This window comes from Pseudomonas fluorescens (assembly GCF_902498195.1).
GTDB classification, from domain to species: domain Bacteria; phylum Pseudomonadota; class Gammaproteobacteria; order Pseudomonadales; family Pseudomonadaceae; genus Aquipseudomonas; species Aquipseudomonas fluorescens_BU.
Window position 1 is genome coordinate 133,422 of the sequence record NZ_CABVIY010000001.1, and the last position, 15,405, is coordinate 148,826.

The 15,405-nt window shown below is 62.0% G+C and carries 15 protein-coding genes; 10 read left to right on the forward strand and 5 right to left on the reverse strand.

Translation table 11 applies throughout. The features are described from left to right. The first annotated feature begins 5 nt into the window (after nucleotides 1–5). The 5 genes from F8N66_RS00480 (at nucleotide 6) to F8N66_RS00500 (ending at nucleotide 5,952) form a co-directional block, all read left to right on the forward strand. Nucleotides 6–422 (forward strand): DUF6306 domain-containing protein, encoded by a 417-nt coding sequence (locus F8N66_RS00480; RefSeq protein ID WP_150768317.1) that lies wholly within the window; start codon nucleotides 6–8, stop codon nucleotides 420–422. A 17-nt stretch (nucleotides 423–439) separates the two neighbouring features. Continuing rightward, nucleotides 440–1,594, forward strand: coding sequence for a cyclopropane fatty acyl phospholipid synthase (gene cfa, locus F8N66_RS00485; RefSeq protein WP_150768318.1), 1,155 nt, complete (start codon nucleotides 440–442; stop codon nucleotides 1,592–1,594). A gap of 203 nt (nucleotides 1,595–1,797) precedes the next feature. Beyond that, on the forward strand, nucleotides 1,798–2,298 hold the full coding sequence (locus F8N66_RS00490) for a sigma-70 family RNA polymerase sigma factor (RefSeq protein ID WP_150768319.1): 501 nt from the start codon (nucleotides 1,798–1,800) through the stop codon (nucleotides 2,296–2,298). Between the two features lie 145 nt (nucleotides 2,299–2,443). Then, the gene (locus tag F8N66_RS00495; RefSeq protein ID WP_150768320.1) at nucleotides 2,444–3,427 is read left to right on the forward strand and encodes a FecR family protein; all 984 of its coding nucleotides are present in this window, start codon (nucleotides 2,444–2,446) and stop codon (nucleotides 3,425–3,427) included. Nucleotides 3,428–3,525: 98 nt separating this feature from the next. Further along, nucleotides 3,526–5,952, forward strand: coding sequence for a TonB-dependent siderophore receptor (locus F8N66_RS00500; RefSeq protein WP_150768321.1), 2,427 nt, complete (start codon nucleotides 3,526–3,528; stop codon nucleotides 5,950–5,952). A 161-nt stretch (nucleotides 5,953–6,113) separates the two neighbouring features. On the opposite strand, the gene F8N66_RS00505 is transcribed toward F8N66_RS00500, so the two are convergent. Then, the gene (locus F8N66_RS00505) at nucleotides 6,114–7,265 is read right to left on the reverse strand and encodes an MFS transporter (RefSeq protein WP_150768322.1); all 1,152 of its coding nucleotides are present in this window, start codon (nucleotides 7,263–7,265) and stop codon (nucleotides 6,114–6,116) included. Between the two features lie 145 nt (nucleotides 7,266–7,410). On the opposite strand from F8N66_RS00505, the gene F8N66_RS00510 reads away from it, so the two are divergent. Next, complete coding sequence (locus F8N66_RS00510) at nucleotides 7,411–8,403, forward strand: diaminopimelate epimerase (protein ID WP_150768323.1); 993 nt, start codon at nucleotides 7,411–7,413, stop codon at nucleotides 8,401–8,403. Nucleotides 8,404–8,516: 113 nt separating this feature from the next. Here the strand turns inward: F8N66_RS00510 and codA are convergent, their stop codons facing one another. The 4 genes from codA to F8N66_RS00540 form a co-directional block, all read right to left on the reverse strand. Continuing rightward, entirely contained in the window at nucleotides 8,517–9,761 is a 1,245-nt protein-coding gene (codA, locus tag F8N66_RS00515) for a cytosine deaminase (RefSeq protein ID WP_150768324.1), read from the reverse strand. A 187-nt stretch (nucleotides 9,762–9,948) separates the two neighbouring features. Continuing rightward, complete coding sequence (locus F8N66_RS00525) at nucleotides 9,949–10,779, reverse strand: alpha/beta fold hydrolase (RefSeq protein WP_150768326.1); 831 nt, start codon at nucleotides 10,777–10,779, stop codon at nucleotides 9,949–9,951. Between the two features lie 212 nt (nucleotides 10,780–10,991). Continuing rightward, nucleotides 10,992–11,348 (reverse strand): 6-carboxytetrahydropterin synthase QueD, encoded by a 357-nt coding sequence (gene queD, locus F8N66_RS00535; protein WP_065884039.1) that lies wholly within the window; start codon nucleotides 11,346–11,348, stop codon nucleotides 10,992–10,994. A 75-nt stretch (nucleotides 11,349–11,423) separates the two neighbouring features. Beyond that, nucleotides 11,424–12,503, reverse strand: a complete 1,080-nt coding sequence (locus tag F8N66_RS00540) for a patatin-like phospholipase family protein (RefSeq protein ID WP_150768327.1) — start codon at nucleotides 12,501–12,503, stop codon at nucleotides 11,424–11,426. A 220-nt stretch (nucleotides 12,504–12,723) separates the two neighbouring features. On the opposite strand from F8N66_RS00540, the gene F8N66_RS00550 reads away from it, so the two are divergent. Genes F8N66_RS00550 through F8N66_RS00565 form a run of 4 tightly spaced genes read left to right on the forward strand, consistent with a single transcriptional unit; the run spans nucleotide 12,724 to nucleotide 15,346 of the window. Next, a complete protein-coding gene (locus F8N66_RS00550) occupies nucleotides 12,724–13,035 on the forward strand; it encodes a PepSY domain-containing protein (protein WP_150768328.1) in 312 nt (103 codons plus the stop codon). Further along, nucleotides 13,035–13,361: a PepSY domain-containing protein gene (locus F8N66_RS00555; RefSeq protein ID WP_150768329.1), complete on the forward strand. Its 327-nt coding sequence runs from the start codon at nucleotides 13,035–13,037 to the stop codon at nucleotides 13,359–13,361. Before F8N66_RS00550 ends, F8N66_RS00555 begins: the two co-directional genes overlap by 1 nt. Before the next feature lie 3 nt (nucleotides 13,362–13,364). Then, a complete protein-coding gene (locus F8N66_RS00560) occupies nucleotides 13,365–14,033 on the forward strand; it encodes a response regulator transcription factor (protein WP_150768330.1) in 669 nt (222 codons plus the stop codon). Then, the gene (locus F8N66_RS00565) at nucleotides 14,030–15,346 is read left to right on the forward strand and encodes a sensor histidine kinase (protein ID WP_150768331.1); all 1,317 of its coding nucleotides are present in this window, start codon (nucleotides 14,030–14,032) and stop codon (nucleotides 15,344–15,346) included. The genes F8N66_RS00560 and F8N66_RS00565 overlap by 4 nt, the downstream gene beginning before the upstream one ends. The last annotated feature ends 59 nt before the right edge of the window (nucleotides 15,347–15,405 follow it).

The window sequence follows — 15,405 nt, forward strand, 5'->3', positions numbered from 1 at the left end:
TCTGTATGAACGAATCAGTTAAGCACGACACGATAAACCTGCTTCAGGAACTGCTCGAAGCCGAGAGGGCGGGTGCGCGGCTGGCGATGGACACGCTCAGGGAAGTGACCGACGAAACGCAGCAACAACTCTTGAATGAGATTCACATGGGTGAAGCTGAAAGTTGCAGGCGAATTCGAGATTGCATCAAGTACCTCGGGGGTAAACCGAGCTTGAATATCGGTGAGTTTTATAACAAGGCGATGGCGATTGAAGACATCGTCGAACGTTTGTTTTTTATCGACCGGGGGCAGCGATGGGTTATCAGGAAACTCAATGCAAACCTGGCGTTGATTCCAACGAAGTTTGTCAGGAAGGAACTGGAAAACGTCTTGAAAATACATGTACTTAATAGCGATGCATTCAATCTTAAATATACTTGATCTGTAAGGGTTTGTTTATGCGGACTGAATTAACCGGCTGCGCGGATACAGAAGTAAACGAAACCAAGGCGTATCAGTTTGTGCAGGGTTTATTGAAGACGGCGGGCCTGTCCTTGAATGGCAGTTCGCCTTTTGACATGCAGCTCTTGGGCAATGGCGTTCCTGAACTGGCCTTGTCAAAAGGCAACCTGGGCCTCGGTGAGGCCTACATGGCCGGGCTGTGGGATGCTCAGGAGCTTGACGAGTTTTTCTCCCGCTTGATGCGCTCCGGGGTGACAGAGACAGTCAATCCACTGTCGATCATCTTTCATGTCCTGTCTGCAAAACTCACCAATCGCCAGACCCAGCGCAAAGCCTGGGAAGTCGGCGAACGCCACTACGATCTGGGCAACGATTTCTATTCCAGCATGCTCGACAGTCGCATGACCTATACCTGCGGCTACTGGAAAGATGCGGACACTCTGGCCGCCGCACAAAACGCCAAGCTGGACCTGATTTGCCGAAAACTGGATTTGAAGCCGGGCATGCGAGTGCTGGATATTGGCTGCGGTTGGGGCAGCTTCATGTCCTATGCCGCTGAGCACTACGGCGTCGAATGCGTGGGCGTCACCATTTCGAAAGAGCAGTGCGAGTGGGCCAGACAAACCTATGCACATTTGCCGCTTGAATTCAGGTTGCAGGATTATCGCGATCTGGATGAGCAGTTTGATCATATTGTCAGCGTGGGCATGTTCGAGCACGTCGGGCGAAAGAACCATCGCATCTACATGGAAACCGCCAACCGCTGCCTCAAGGACGATGGTTTGTTCCTGTTGCATACCATTGGCAAGAATGTGACTAAAACCGCGCCCGATCCGTGGATCGACAAGTACATCTTTCCCAATGGCGATTTACCCTCCATTGCGCAGATCGCCACGTCCATCGAAGGTTTGTTTGTCGCCGAGGATCTGCATAACTTCGGTGCCGATTACGATAAGACGCTAATGGCGTGGTTTGAGAACTTTGAACGCCACTGGAGCCTGTTCTCGGCGGAGCTGGGCGAGCGTTTCCATAAAATGTGGAAGTACTATCTGCTGTCCTGTGCCGGAGCGTTTCGCGCCAGGGACATTCAGCTGTGGCAATGGGTACTTTCCAAAAAAGGCGTTATGGGCGGTTATAACCGCGTCAGTTGAAACCCCTCACCGTCCGTGCACGAGCGGTGTAGGAGCTGCCGCAGGCTGCGATCTTTCGACCTTGAAAACCAACGCAAAAGATCGCAGCCTGCGGCAGCGCCTACAGGGGCGCGGGAGCACGATTGCCACACCGGACGGGAAGTCGTTGCTTCGGGTTAATAGGAAGCATTACTATTCACGCCCCGTTTATACAGCATGCCGCAATGACCCCCAAGCTGCCCCGCAGACACGGCTTTTTCGAGCATTACGAAGAGTTGGTTGGCACCTGGACCCGTCGCCTGAGAAATCGTCAGCAGGCCGAGGATCTGGCCCACGATACCTTTGTGCGCGTGCTTGAGTCCGATTCGGCGGCGGTGCAGCAACCGCGGGCGTACCTGCACCAGACCGCACGCAATATCGCGGTGGACGGTTATCGGCGTGAGGATCGGCGGGGCGCCATGGAGTCAGAGGCGATCGATGAAAGTGTGTCGTCATCCGGCGACCCGGAGCATTACATGCATGCGATCCAGTTGGCTGATTCCATCGAGCGGGCGCTCACCGAGCTGCCGGTCAACTGCCGCAAGGTGTTTGTCTGGCAGAAAATCGAAGGCCTGACCCAGGCCGAAATCGCCGAACGCCTTGGACTGTCCAAGAACATGGTGGAAAAGTATATGATCCGCACGCTGCGGCATCTGCGCGACCGCCTTGAAGGACTGCAATCATGATGTATGGAAACACCTGTAGGAGCTGCCGCAGGCTGCGATCTTTTGATCTTGCTTTTAAAAGCCAAAGTCAAAAGATCGCAGGCTTCGCCAGCTCCTGCACCATGATGCGGTGTGATTTTTCATCCCCGGCCAAACAGGAACTTCCATGATGGATACTCGTGATTGTGCTTGCGGGCAAACAACCGTACGCGATGAAGCGGCGCAGTGGTTTGTGCGTTTGCAGGAACCGGTCATCGACGTCGATGTGCGTCGCCAGTTCGAGGCCTGGCTGGACGAACACCCTCAACACCGCAGCGAATTCGAATTGCTCCAGGGCCTGTGGAAAGCCGCCGACCTGTTGCCGGCGGCGCGTTTGCAGGCGCTGTGTGAAGAAACGCCGGCCCGTAGCAAGCGTCGCCCGGTCATGCGTTACGCGGTGGCCGCCAGTGTGCTGGCGGTGGCGCTCGGGTTCGGGCTCTTCGGCGGCTTGAATCAATCGTCGACCTACACGGCGGAGTTTTCCACAGCCCTGGGCGAGCGCCGCCAAGTCGCGTTGCCGGATGGCTCGCTGGTCGACCTGGACAGCCGCAGCCGGATTCAGGTGCACTTTGAAAAGGATCGCCGCGGCATCGAGCTGGCCGAAGGCGAGGCGATGTTCAGCGTTCAGCATGACAGCAGCCGGCCATTTGTCGTGGACGCCGGTAGCGGCAAGGTCACGGTCACCGGCACGCGCTTCGATGTGCGTCGGGGCATCAGCGACACGCGGGTCGTGGTGGAGCAGGGCACGGTCAAGGTCCAGGGGCACTCGGCGGCCGACGATGATTTCGTCAACCTCACCGCAGGCCTGGGCACCCATGTCGATGCCCGTGGCAAGGTGGCGGCGGCCTACGCGGTCAACCCGGCTGAACTGACGGCCTGGCGCAACGGCAAGCTGGTGTTCAACAACGCCAGCCTGGCCGATGTCGCCGAGCAGGTCTCGCGTTACCGCGACAAGCCACTCAAGGTCGGCAGCACGGCGGTGGGCGATCTGCGCCTGACCAGCGTGTTCAAGTCCGACAACACCGATGCCTTGCTCAAGGCCCTGCCAAACATCCTTCCGGTGGCCGTGCGCACCCTCGATGACGGCAGCCAGGAAATAATTTCAAAATAAAATTCAGGTTTTTTTCGAGTTCATCGTCTTCCTGTTCAACTGCAACTGGTTTGCATTAACAAGCGCACACTCTTGCGATCCACAGGAATACGTTCGACGTGAATACCTCCACCGCTAACAACAAAACCTTCCCCTGGTTGCCGCTGGCGCTCGCGCTGGCGGTCAACGTGGCGATGCCCCAGGCATTCGCCGCCGACGCCATTCATATCCAGGCGCAACCCTTGGGCCAGGCCTTGACCCAGCTGGGCCAGCAAACCTCGTTGCAGGTGTTCTTCAGCCCTGACCTGGTCGCTGGCAAGCAAGCCCCGGCGGTGGACGGCAATCTTTCGCCGGAAGAGGCACTGCGTCAGTTGCTGCAAGGCAGCGGCCTGCAATATTCCATCGATGAAGGTTCGGTGACCCTGATGCCGGCGTCGACCCAGGCAGCCGGCGGCCCGCTGGAGCTGGGCGCGACCGACATCAAGGTGGTCGGTGACTGGCTCGGCGACGCCGATGCCGCCGTGGTGCAGAACCATCCTGGCGCGCGTACCGTGATTCGCCGCGAAGCCATGGTCGAGCAGGGTGCGATGAACGTCGGCGACGTGTTGAAGCGTGTACCGGGCGTGCAGGTGCAGGAGGCTAACGGCACCGGCGGCAGCGATATTTCCCTCAACGTTGGTGTGCGTGGCCTGACTTCGCGCCTGTCGCCACGCTCCACCGTGTTGATCGACGGCGTGCCGGCGGCGTTCGCACCGTATGGCCAGCCTCAACTGTCGATGGCACCGATTTCCTCCGGCAACCTCGACAGCATCGACGTGGTGCGCGGCGCCGGTTCCGTGCGTTACGGACCACAGAACGTGGGCGGCGTGATCAACTTCGTGACCCGCGCGATCCCGGAAAAAGCCTCGGCGGAAATCGGCACGACCCTGGAGACTTCCCAGCACGGTGGCTGGAAACACATCGACACCGCCTTCATGGGCGGCACCGCCGACAACGGCATGGGCGTGGCGCTGTTGTACTCCGGCGTGAACGGCAACGGCTACCGTGAACGCAACAACGGCAACGACATCGACGACGTGATCCTCAAGACCCACTGGGCGCCCACCGACGTCGACGATTTCAGCCTCAATTTTCACTACTACGACGCCAGCGCCGACATGCCCGGCGGCCTGACCCAGGCGCAGTACGATGCCGATCCGTTCCAGTCCGACCGCAACAACGACAACTTCAGCGGCCGCCGCAAGGACGTGTCGTTCAAGTGGATTCGGCAGATCGACGACCGTACCCAGGCCGAAGTGCTGACCTACTACTCCGACAGTTTCCGTGGCAGCAACATCGCCGCCCGCGACCAGAAGACCCTGGGTTCGTTTCCGCGCACCTACTACACCTATGGCATCGAGCCGCGTGTGTCCCATGTGTTCGACGTCGGCCAGACCACCCAGGAAGTCAGTGTCGGTTATCGCTACCTGAAGGAAGGCATGCACGAGGAAGCCAGCCGTCTGGCGCTCAACAGCAGCAACGAGCCTGTGGTGACCAGGACCTCGGACGGCCATGTGTACCAGGACCGTACCGGCGGGACTGAAGCCCACGCGGTGTATGTCGACAACAAAATCGATGTCGGCAACTGGACCGTCACCCCGGGTGTGCGTTTCGAACATATCCAGACCGAATGGCACGACCGCCCGGTGCTCGACACCGCCGGCAAGCCGGTGCAGGAAAAACGCCGCAGCATCGAGAGCAACGAGCCGCTGCCGGCGCTGAGCGTGATGTACCACATGTCCGATGCCTGGAAACTGTTCGCCAACTACGAGACCTCGTTCGGCTCCCTGCAGTATTTCCAGCTCGGCCAGGGTGGCTCGGGTGACGAGACGGCCAACGGCCTGGAGCCGGAAAAGGCCAAGACCTACGAGATCGGCACGCGCTACAACGATGATGTGTGGGGCGGCGAAGTGACGCTGTTCTACATCGACTTCGACAAAGAGTTGCAGTACATCAGCAACGACGCGGGCTGGACCAACCTCGGCGCGACCACGCACCGGGGTATCGAGGCCTCGGTGCACTACGACATGGCGGCGCTGGACCCACGCCTGGAAGGCCTGACCGCCAATGCCGGCTACACCTACACCCGTGCCGTATACGAAGGCGAGATCCCGGACTTCAAGGGCCGCGACCTGCCGTTCTACTCGCGCCAGGTGGCCACCGCCGGCCTGCGTTACGACATCGACCGCTGGACCTACAACGTCGATGCCTTCGCTCAGTCCAAACAGCGCTCGCCGGGTGTCGCCGTGAACGCCGACGGCAGTTTCACCAACAACTACATCACCGAAGGCACCGCCGATGGCCAGTACGGCGACATTCCGGGTTACGTCACCTGGAACGTGCGTGGCGGCTATGACTTCGGCCCTTCAGTGTCGAACCTGAAAGTCGGCGCCGGGGTGAAAAACATCTTCGACAAGCAGTACTTCACCCGCTCCAGCGACAACAACTCGGGCATGTACGTCGGCGCACCGCGCACGTTCTTCGTGCAGGCCAGCGTCGGGTTCTGACAGACCGCGGTGCCTTCATTCGCGAGCAAGCCCGCTCCCACAGTTGATCTCCTTCAGGCACAAATGATGTGTTCACTGCAGATCTGATGTGGGAGCGGGCTTGCTCGCGAAGGGGCCATTACATTCGAAATGGATGTTGCGTGACACACCACGAAGCTTTTTTAGACTTTCAACACTTTCCCACCGATAGCCACCGCCAGCAGCAACACCGCCATCAAGCCAAAGGCAAAGCTCAAGCTGCTGCCATGGGCGATGAACCCGATCAACGCGGGCCCGGCGAGGATTCCCGCGTAACCGAGGGTGGTAATGGCCGGCACGGCGATGCTTTCCGGCATGACCGTCTGCTTGCCCACGGCGGTATACAGCACCGGCACGATATTCGAGCAGCCAGCGCCCAGCAGTGCATAACCCACCAGCGCCGCTTCCCAGCCGGGGGCGAATGTCGCCAGCAACAGCCCGAGCGCAGCGGTGGTCCCGCCGAAGACAATCACCCGCGTCGCGCCAAGCCGGCGCACGATTGCATCACCGGTCAAGCGACCCACAGTCATGGTCAGCGCAAACGCCGCGTAACCCAATCCGGCATACGCCGTGTCGATCCCGCGTTCCTGCGCCAGGAACACCGCGCTCCAGTCCAGGGCCGCGCCTTCGGCGAGGAACACGATGAAGCACATCCCGCCAATGAACAGCACGATGCCATGGGGCACGGCGAACGCCGGCCCTGAGCTTTCGCTGCCGTACGGCAACAGGTGCGGCGCCGCTTTTGCCAGCGCGACCAGCAACAGGACGATCACCACCAGCGTCGCGCCCAGCGGCGAAAGCCCCAGGCCCAGCAACCCGCTGACGCCCGCCGCGCCGACGATCCCGCCCAGGCTGAACAGACCGTGGAAACCGGACATCATGTTCTTGCCACTGGCCCGCTCGACGATCACCGCTTGCAGGTTCACCGTCGAATCCACGGTGCCCAACCCGGCGCCGAACAGGAACAGCGCCGCAATCAACGCCGGGATCGACGATACCGTCGCCAGCAACGGCAGCGCCGCACAGATCAGCAAGGTCCCGCCGGTCGCCACCTTGCGGCATCCAAAACGCGTGGCCAGCAGGCCGGCCAACGGCATCGCCAGGATCGAACCCACCCCCAGGCACAGCAGCAACAACCCGAGCGTGCCTTCGTCCAGCCCGGCCCGGGCCTTGGCATAGGGCACTAGCGGCGCCCAGGCGGCGATGCCGAACCCGGCGATGAAAAAGGCGACACGGGTGGACATCTGTTCCAGGCGCCCCGGGACGAATGTGGTCTGGGTGTTGAGGTTGGTCATATCAATCCTTGGCAAAAAAACGTCGCGTCCCTTAGGGACAGTGATCGACCGGCGAGGTTTCGATCAGCCTGCGCACATCCTTGCACAGCCCGACTATGTTTCGCGATATGTTGAGACAGACCGATCATTCCAGAGGGAGGGCGCCATGGCGCAGAGGTACGATGCAAGGGGCAACATTTACATGGTCGTGGCGCCGCAAGACCTGCGCCGCGACGGCATCGACGTGCCCGATCAGGCCAGCGTTGCCGCGCAGACCCGGGAATCCTGGGCGTTGGCAGCCATCCAGGCGTGTTGTTCCTGGGCGCCGGGCACACGACCGGATGGCAGCAAGGAGCATTGCAGCGACGGTTTGCTGGTCGGCCCGTTCCAGTCGTCGCCGCCCTTTGATCTGTTGATCGTGAACACCGATGGCACCCTCGCCGAGCGCAGCGGCAACGGCTTGACGATTTTTTCCCAGGCACTCAGCGACCAGGGGCTTTTGCCCAAGGACCAGGCGTGCCTGCTCAGGGTTCACCACGACAAGGCCGATGTGCTTTCACCGGGTGAAACCTCGGTGAAAGCGGCGCAGGTCGATGCTGTGGACGGGTTCTGGCTGGACCTGGGCAAGCCAGGGTTCGGGCCGCAGGCGGTCAGTGCCCAGGGCGTGGAAGGTGTGCCGTTCAATGGTCGCGAGTTGAGTCATGTGCAGCCGTTGGCATCCCTCAACCCGGCCTGGTCGCGCAGTCAGTTCGCGCGGGTCGGCAATCCGCATTGCGTGACGTTGGTGGATCACGCAGATGACTTGCCGGGCAATGAGCAGATGCGTGAACCGCTGTTATCCGAAGGGCTGACGCGGATTGCCTATGCCATGCCGACCGGGGCAGGGCGACCCTGTCCGGCGGGGATCAATTTGCAATGGGCGATGCATGAGTCCGGACAGCGCGTGATTGCGCGGGTGTTCGAGCGGGGCGAGGGGCCTACGGCGTCGTCGGGCACCAGTGCCACGGCGGTGGCCTGTGCGGCGTGGCGGGTGGGCTGGGTAAGGGCCGGGGAGGTGAAGGTGGTGATGCCGGGGGGGACTGCGCCGATTTTGCTGGAGGAGGCGCGGGGGGAGTTGGAGCGGGTCAGTCTGTTTGGTACGGCGCGGTGGGTGGGGTGACCGGACCGACGCCTTCGCGAGCAAGCCCGCTCCCACCTTGGATCTGTGTCGTTCACAAATACCCTGTGGGAGCGGGCTTGCTCGCGAAGTGGCCAGTCCGGTCAACGCACATCTCAGCCCAGACCACTGAACTCCACCACCGGCATCGTGCGCTTCATCAGCACCTTGCCGCCGCGAACCGAATACAGCGGCAACCCCTGGCTGCGGATCACCTCGTAGTCGCTCTCGGCCGACAGGATCAGCAGGTTCGCCGGCCGCCCCGGCGCCAGGCCGTAGCGATCACCCAGGGCCAGGGCCTTGGCGCTGTTGTCGGTGACCAGGTCCAGCGCGCTTTGCAGGTTGCGGTAACCGAGCATGTGGCAAATGTGCAGGCCCGCTTCGAGCACCCGCAGAATGTTGCCATTGCCCAGCGGATACCACGGGTCGACGATCGAATCCTGGCCGAAACACACATTCATGCCGGCTTCCAGCAGCTCGTTGACCCGGGTCACGCCGCGACGTTTCGGAAAGTTGTCGAAACGCCCTTGCAGGTGAATGCTTTCGGTGGGGCAGGAGACAAAACTGATGCCTGAATGCCCGAGCAGGCGAAACAGTTTGGCGCAGTAGGCGTTGTCATAGGAGCCCATGGCCGTGGTGTGGCTGGCGGTGACCCGCGAACCCATGTCGCGGCTGCGGGCCTCTTCGGCCAGCACTTCGAGAAAACGTGAATGCGGATCGTCGGTCTCGTCGCAATGCACATCCACCAGGCACCCGGTGCGCTCGGCCAGGTCCATCAGGAACTTCACCGAACTGACGCCCTGGTCGCGGGTGTACTCGAAGTGCGGGATGCCGCCGACCACATCGGCGCCCATGTGGATCGCTTCTTCCATCAAGTCCCGGCCATTGCGGTACGACTCGATGCCTTCCTGGGGGAAGGCGACGATTTGCATGTCGACCAGGTGTCGGCTTTCCTCGCGGATTTCCAGCATCGCCTTGAGGGCGGTCAGTTGCGGATCGGTGACGTCGACGTGGGTCCGCACGTGCTGGATGCCGTGGGCGGCGAGGCTCTGCAGGGTTTTGCGGGTGCGGGTCTTGGTGTCTTCAAGGGTAATGGTCGCCTTGCGTTCGCCCCAGCATTCGATGCCTTCGAACAGCGTGCCGCTCATGTTCCAGCGCGGCTCGCCGGCGGTCAGCGTCGCGTCGAGGTGGATGTGCGGCTCGACAAAGGGCGGCACCACCAGGTTGCCGCCGGCGTCCAGATCCTCCGGTCCCAGGGTCGGGGCCTCGGTCTGCCGGGCGATGTTGCGGATCAGGCCGTCTTCCAGGTGCAACTCATGCAGGCCTTCCTGGTTGCGCAGCCGGGCGTTGATGATGTGCATCGGGAGGGTCCTTATCAAAATGTGTAGGCGATACCTCTACGTTAGCTTGGCAGCGGCAATTACCGCCAGTGGCACCGTTCAATTGTAGGAGTGAGCCTGCTCGCGATAGCGGTGGGTCAGTCAACGACATTATCGGATGTGACGCCGCCATCGCGAGCAGGCTCACTCCTACAGGGAATGGGGTTTGTCAGGGGGATGCTGGTAGGGGCAAAAATCGCAGCAGCGCGGCGACGATGGCTTCAGGGGCATCCTCCTGCACCAGATGGCCGGCATTGGGAATGGCGTGAAATTGCGCGCCGGGAATCATGGCCTGCAAGGCACGCCCGCGCTCGATGGGGATCCACTGATCGTCCTCGCCCCAGAGAATCTGTACCGGGCAGCGGATGCTCGGGTACAGCGCCTCAACCTCGCGGGTGTAGCGCTCGTCCATCTGCGCGATCTGCCGGTAGAACGCCGCTTGCCCCGGATCGCCCAGCCACGGTTGCACGTAGGGGGCGAGTTCGTCATCGGGGATATCGCGCTTGATCGCTGCGCGTATATAAGCGGGCACAATCGCCCGCTGGATGTAGTCGGGCAGCCCGCTGAACGCGGCTTCGTGCTGGCGCACATGCTGCACGAACGGCGAGCCCCAGGGCGACAGCGCCACCGGGTCGATCAGCGTCAGGCTGCGGTAGTCCTGGCCATTGAGCAGGTGGGTGCGCAGAACCGTCGCGCCGCCAAAATCGTGGGCCACCACGTCCGGGCAATCGAGCCCCCAATGTTCCAGCAGTTGCGCCAACAGCAGGTTCTGCACCCCGAGCGAGACATCGCCGTCGACCTTCTCCGATTGCCCATAGCCCAGCAGATCGAAGTAATGCACCCGGTGCGTGGTGATGAAGTGCGGAGCGATCCGGTGCCAGACACAGGAAGAGAAAGGCGTGCCATGCACGAACACCAGTGGCGGGCCGTCGCCCCGTACGGCGTAGCGAACCGAGTGTCCGTTGAAGCGATAGGTCTGAGCCAGCGGCCAGTCAGTCATGGACGCGTCCTCTTGGCGGGGGGAAAGGCAAAAAGCATAGGCATAAAAAAACGGCCGTTGAAGGCCGTTTATTTAATCAACTGACGAAGCGCAGTTCCCCTGTGGGAGCGGGCTTGCTCGCGAAGGCATCGTGTCAGCCAGCATTAATATTGAATGTCGAACCGCATTCGCGAGCAAGCCCGCTCCCACAAGGGATTTTGCAGGTCTGGAGATTACTCGCCGCGATAGATGCAGCCGCTGGTGCAGGTCTCGTGGATGCGGATAGCGCTGAGTTCGGGCAGCAGGGGCTTGAGCTCAACCCAGATCCACTTGGCCAGCACTTCACTGGTCGGGTTTTCCAGGCCGGGAATGTCGTTCAGGTAGTTGTGGTCCAGGCGCTCATACAGCGGCTTGAAGATCGCCTTGATCTCCGAGAAGTCGCGGATCCAGCCGGTATGCGGATCGAGATCGCCGCTCAGGTGGATCGCCACCTTGAACGAATGGCCGTGCAGGCGCCCGCACTTGTGGCCGTCCGGGACGTGGGGCAGGCGGTGGGCGGATTCGAAGGTGAACTCTTTGAAAATTTCCACAGTGGTTTCAGCTCTGTTCAGGTGGCGATCGCCGCGGCGATGTGGGCAGGCGGCGAGTTTACCAGTTTGTCCTGACTAAAGGGTCAGCAAGCGCTCGCCAAGGCGACCGTTGGCGACCAGTTCGAGAAATTCGTCGCCCAGCCGGCGGCTTTCATCCATCGCCGCGCGCCAGTATTTCTGCCGGCTCGGGGCGTCGCCCATGAAGCGCTTGAAGTCATTGCGGTCCGGCAGCTTGCCGTAGGGCAGGCGCGACAGATATTCCTTCGAGGGTGCCAGCAGCAACACGTTTTGCAGGCGTGCCGGGCAGGCGCGGCGCCAGGGCAGGGTTTTGTCGAACCAGCCGGGAATCACCCGGTCGGTGAAGTGCGGGTACAGCACGATGTCGTCGCCGCTGTAGGGCAGGTCGAGGTGATAGTCCAGCAGGCCGCCGTCGCGGAAGGTGCCGGCGCCGGCCCCCGGCAGGTCGCGCACGCCTTCCATCACCATCGGGATGGAGCCCGAGGCAAGCAAGGCCTGGCGCAGGTTGCCGGCGTCCAGGGCGACAAAACGCGACGGGAAGTCGTTCAGCGTATCGACCGGCGGCGCCAGGCGCGGGTCGTGGATGATCAGCCGCTCGAAGTGCCGCGACAGCCGGGCGCGACCGCGCAGGTTGTCGGCGATTACCGACGACAGGCCCAGGCCCAGGCGGCCGCGATGATCGTCCGCGAGCAGGCCGTGGCTTTTGACCACCATGATATTCAGGCGGTAATGGGCATTGGCGAGCAGGGCGGCATCGCGGCCGTCGAGCAGGTCATCGAGCATGCGCCGCGAACTCTGGCTGATCTGCGCCATGGTCACGCCCTTGGCGAAGTTCTGCTCGGTGTAGAGCTGGCCGAGACGGCGAATGCCTTCGGCGGCGTCGGGCAGGCAGGCACTGGCGAAGCGCCAGGAGCCGACCGAGGCACCGATCAGCGAGCGCTCCCGTGGCGCCGAGGGCAGAAATTCGCCGAACAAGGCCAGGTCCAGCCCCTGGATCCCCAGCGCCTTCGGGCCGCCCGCGGCCCCCGGCAGTGTGCCCACGTCGGCGGCGTCGAGGCCGTTGTCCCGAATGCGCGCAAAGGCACGCGGGCCGGCCTTGATCGTCAGGGAGGGGAACTTGATGTGGATGGCGGTCATACCGGTCTCGAATGTTGGCACGCGGCGCATTATGTGGGAGCGGGCTTGCTCGCGAAAGCGGTGTGCCATTCAACACGGATGCTGACGGACACCGCCACTTCGCGAGCAAGCCCGCTCCCACAGGGATTGTGGTGTGACCAATGATGGCCATTCAGTTTCAATTAAGTTGAAATGGCTAAGGTGCTCTCCACGAAGAAACACAAGAAATTCGGAGACGCCCATGAAAATACTGGCTGCGCTGTTCATCGCGCTCGTCCTCTTCGGCCTGAACGCCAACCTTGCCCACACCCGGGACCTGCGTTCCGACGAAGTCCGCAAACTGGTCGACGCTGGTACCATTGTGCCAGTCGAGCAGGTCGAGGCCGTGGCCCTGGCCCGGCATCCGGGTTCGACCATCATCGAGATCGAGTTGAAAAAAAGGTACGGCATCTACCTCTACCGGGTTGAACTGACTGACACGCAAGGCGTGGAATGGGAGCTGGAACTGGACGCGGCCGACGGGCTGTTGCGCAAGGATCATCAGGATACGTAATGAAATCGTTTTGGCCTGCTTCACCCACGCGCGCCGTGTGCTGCCTGGCACTGGCGCTTGTTGCTTTCTGCTCGCTCGCCCTGGCCCGTGACCTCGATCAGGACGAAGCCCTGCGCCTGCGCCAGCAAGGCGTTATCCTGCCGCTGGAGCAAGTGCTGCATAACGCCCTGGATCGTTATCCCGGCGCCAAGCTGCTGGAGGCCGAGCTGGAAGAGAAGCACGGGCTCTACATGTATGAAGTCGAGTTGCTGACCGCTGAAGGCGTGGTGCGCGAACTCGACCTCGATGCCGCCACCGGCCGTTTACTCAAAGACAAGGAAGATTGACCGATGCGTTTGCTCCTGGTGGAAGACCATGTGCCCCTGGCCGACGAACTGATGGCCGGCCTCAATCGCCAGGGCTATGCCGTGGACTGGCTGGCCGACGGGCGTGACGCGGTGTACCAGGGCAGCAGCGAGCCCTATGACCTGATCATCCTCGACCTCGGCCTGCCGGGGTTGCCGGGGCTTGACGTGCTGGCGCAATGGCGCGCGGGCGGGCTGGCCACGCCGGTGCTGATCCTCACCGCCCGCGGGTCTTGGGCCGAGCGCATCGAAGGGCTCAAGGCTGGCGCCGACGATTACCTGACCAAGCCTTTTCATCCCGAAGAGCTGCACTTGCGGGTGCAGGCCCTGCTGCGCCGCTCCCACGGCCAGGTCAATCAACCGACCCTCAAGGCCGCCGGGCTGCAACTGGATGAGGGGCGCCAATGCGCGATTCGCGAGGGCACCGAGATTCAGCTGACCGCCGCCGAATTCCGCCTGCTGCGCTACTTCATGCTGCACCCGGAGCAGATCCTTTCCAAAAGCCACCTCGCCGAACATCTCTACGACGGTGAAACCGAGCGCGACTCCAACGTGCTGGAAGTCCACGTCAATCATCTGCGCCGCAAGCTGGGGCGCAGCGTGATCGAAACCCGTCGCGGCCAGGGTTACCTGTTGGGCGGGCAAACGCGTTGAGATCGATCCAGCGCCGCCTGAGCCTGGGCCTGATCAGCGTGATGGTGGTCGTCGGCCTGGTGCTGGCGCAAACCAGCCTGTGGCTGTTCGAAATGGGCTTGCAGCGCTACCTCGAAGCCGGGCTGCGCAACGACAGCGAGAACCTGCTGGTGGCGCTGGTGCGCGGCCCGCAGGGCTTGCAACTGGATGAGCGGCATCTGTCGCCGGCCTATCAACGACCGTTTTCCGGTCATTACTTCCGTATCGACTTTGCCGACAACCATTGGCGTTCCCGTTCGTTGTGGGACCAGGAACTGCCACGGATGGAGCAACCCGGGCTGCACAGCAACCTGCAATTGGGGCCGGAAGGGCAGCAGTTGCTGGTGTTGCGCTCGGACTATCGGCGTCTCGGCCAGTCGATTTCCATCAGCGTGGCGCAGGATTACACCCCGGTGCGCGAGAGCTTCCAGCGCATGCGGCAGATCGGTCTCGGGCTGGGGCTGGCGGGGTTGCTGCTGATTCTGCTGTTGCAACGGATCACGGTGCGTCGCGCCTTGCGGCCGCTGGAAAAGGCCCGGGAACAGATCGCGCAATTGCAACAGGGCCAGCGTTCGCAACTCGATGACCAGGTGCCGGTAGAGCTGGAACCGCTGGTGGCGCAGATCAACCATTTGCTGGCTCACACCGAAGACAGCCTCAAGCGTTCGCGCAATGCCCTGGGCAATCTCGGCCACGCCTTGAAAACCCCGTTGGCGGTGCTGCTGAGCCTGGCCTCCAGCGAGCAGCTGGACGCGCATCCGCAACTGCGCAAGGTCCTCAAGGCGCAACTGGAACAGGTCCAGCAACGGCTGAATCGCGAACTCAACCGCGCCCGGTTGTCCGGCGACGCACTGCCCGGCGCCTTGTTCGATTGCACTGCCGAACTGCCTGGGTTGCTGGCCACGTTGAACATGATCCACGGCGAACACCTTGCGTTGAGCTACCAGGCCCCGGCCGGCCTGCAACTGCCGTGGGATCGCGAAGACGTGCTGGAATTGCTCGGCAACCTGCTCGACAACGCCTGCAAATGGGCGGACGCGGAGGTTCGCCTGAGTGTGAGCGAAACCGCGCAAGGGTTTGAGTTGAGCGTCGAGGACGATGGGCCGGGCATTCCCGAAGATCGCCGCGACCAGGTGTTCAGCCGTGGCACTCGGCTGGATGAACAGACCGACGGGCATGGCCTGGGCCTTGGCATCGTGCGGGACATCGTCGACACCTGGGGCGGGGTGTTGCGGTTGCAGGAGAGCGGGTGGGGCGGGTTGAAGGTACAGATTGAGTTGCCCAAACGCATTTGAAGACACACCGCAAACCCTGTAGGAGCGAGCCTGCTCGCGATAGCGGTTTGTCAGTCACC

Coding starts and splice junctions, on each gene's coding strand:
- F8N66_RS00480 (WP_150768317.1), top strand. CDS start 6: ATGAACGAATCAGTTAAGCACGACACGATAAACCTGCTTCAGGAACTG.
- cfa (WP_150768318.1), top strand. CDS start 440: ATGCGGACTGAATTAACCGGCTGCGCGGATACAGAAGTAAACGAAACC.
- F8N66_RS00490 (WP_150768319.1), top strand. CDS start 1,798: ATGACCCCCAAGCTGCCCCGCAGACACGGCTTTTTCGAGCATTACGAA.
- F8N66_RS00495 (WP_150768320.1), top strand. CDS start 2,444: ATGATGGATACTCGTGATTGTGCTTGCGGGCAAACAACCGTACGCGAT.
- F8N66_RS00505 (WP_150768322.1), bottom strand. CDS start 7,265: ATGACCAACCTCAACACCCAGACCACATTCGTCCCGGGGCGCCTGGAA.
- F8N66_RS00510 (WP_150768323.1), top strand. CDS start 7,411: ATGGCGCAGAGGTACGATGCAAGGGGCAACATTTACATGGTCGTGGCG.
- codA (WP_150768324.1), bottom strand. CDS start 9,761: ATGCACATCATCAACGCCCGGCTGCGCAACCAGGAAGGCCTGCATGAG.
- F8N66_RS00525 (WP_150768326.1), bottom strand. CDS start 10,779: ATGACTGACTGGCCGCTGGCTCAGACCTATCGCTTCAACGGACACTCG.
- F8N66_RS00540 (WP_150768327.1), bottom strand. CDS start 12,503: ATGACCGCCATCCACATCAAGTTCCCCTCCCTGACGATCAAGGCCGGC.
- F8N66_RS00550 (WP_150768328.1), top strand. CDS start 12,724: ATGAAAATACTGGCTGCGCTGTTCATCGCGCTCGTCCTCTTCGGCCTG.
- F8N66_RS00555 (WP_150768329.1), top strand. CDS start 13,035: ATGAAATCGTTTTGGCCTGCTTCACCCACGCGCGCCGTGTGCTGCCTG.
- F8N66_RS00560 (WP_150768330.1), top strand. CDS start 13,365: ATGCGTTTGCTCCTGGTGGAAGACCATGTGCCCCTGGCCGACGAACTG.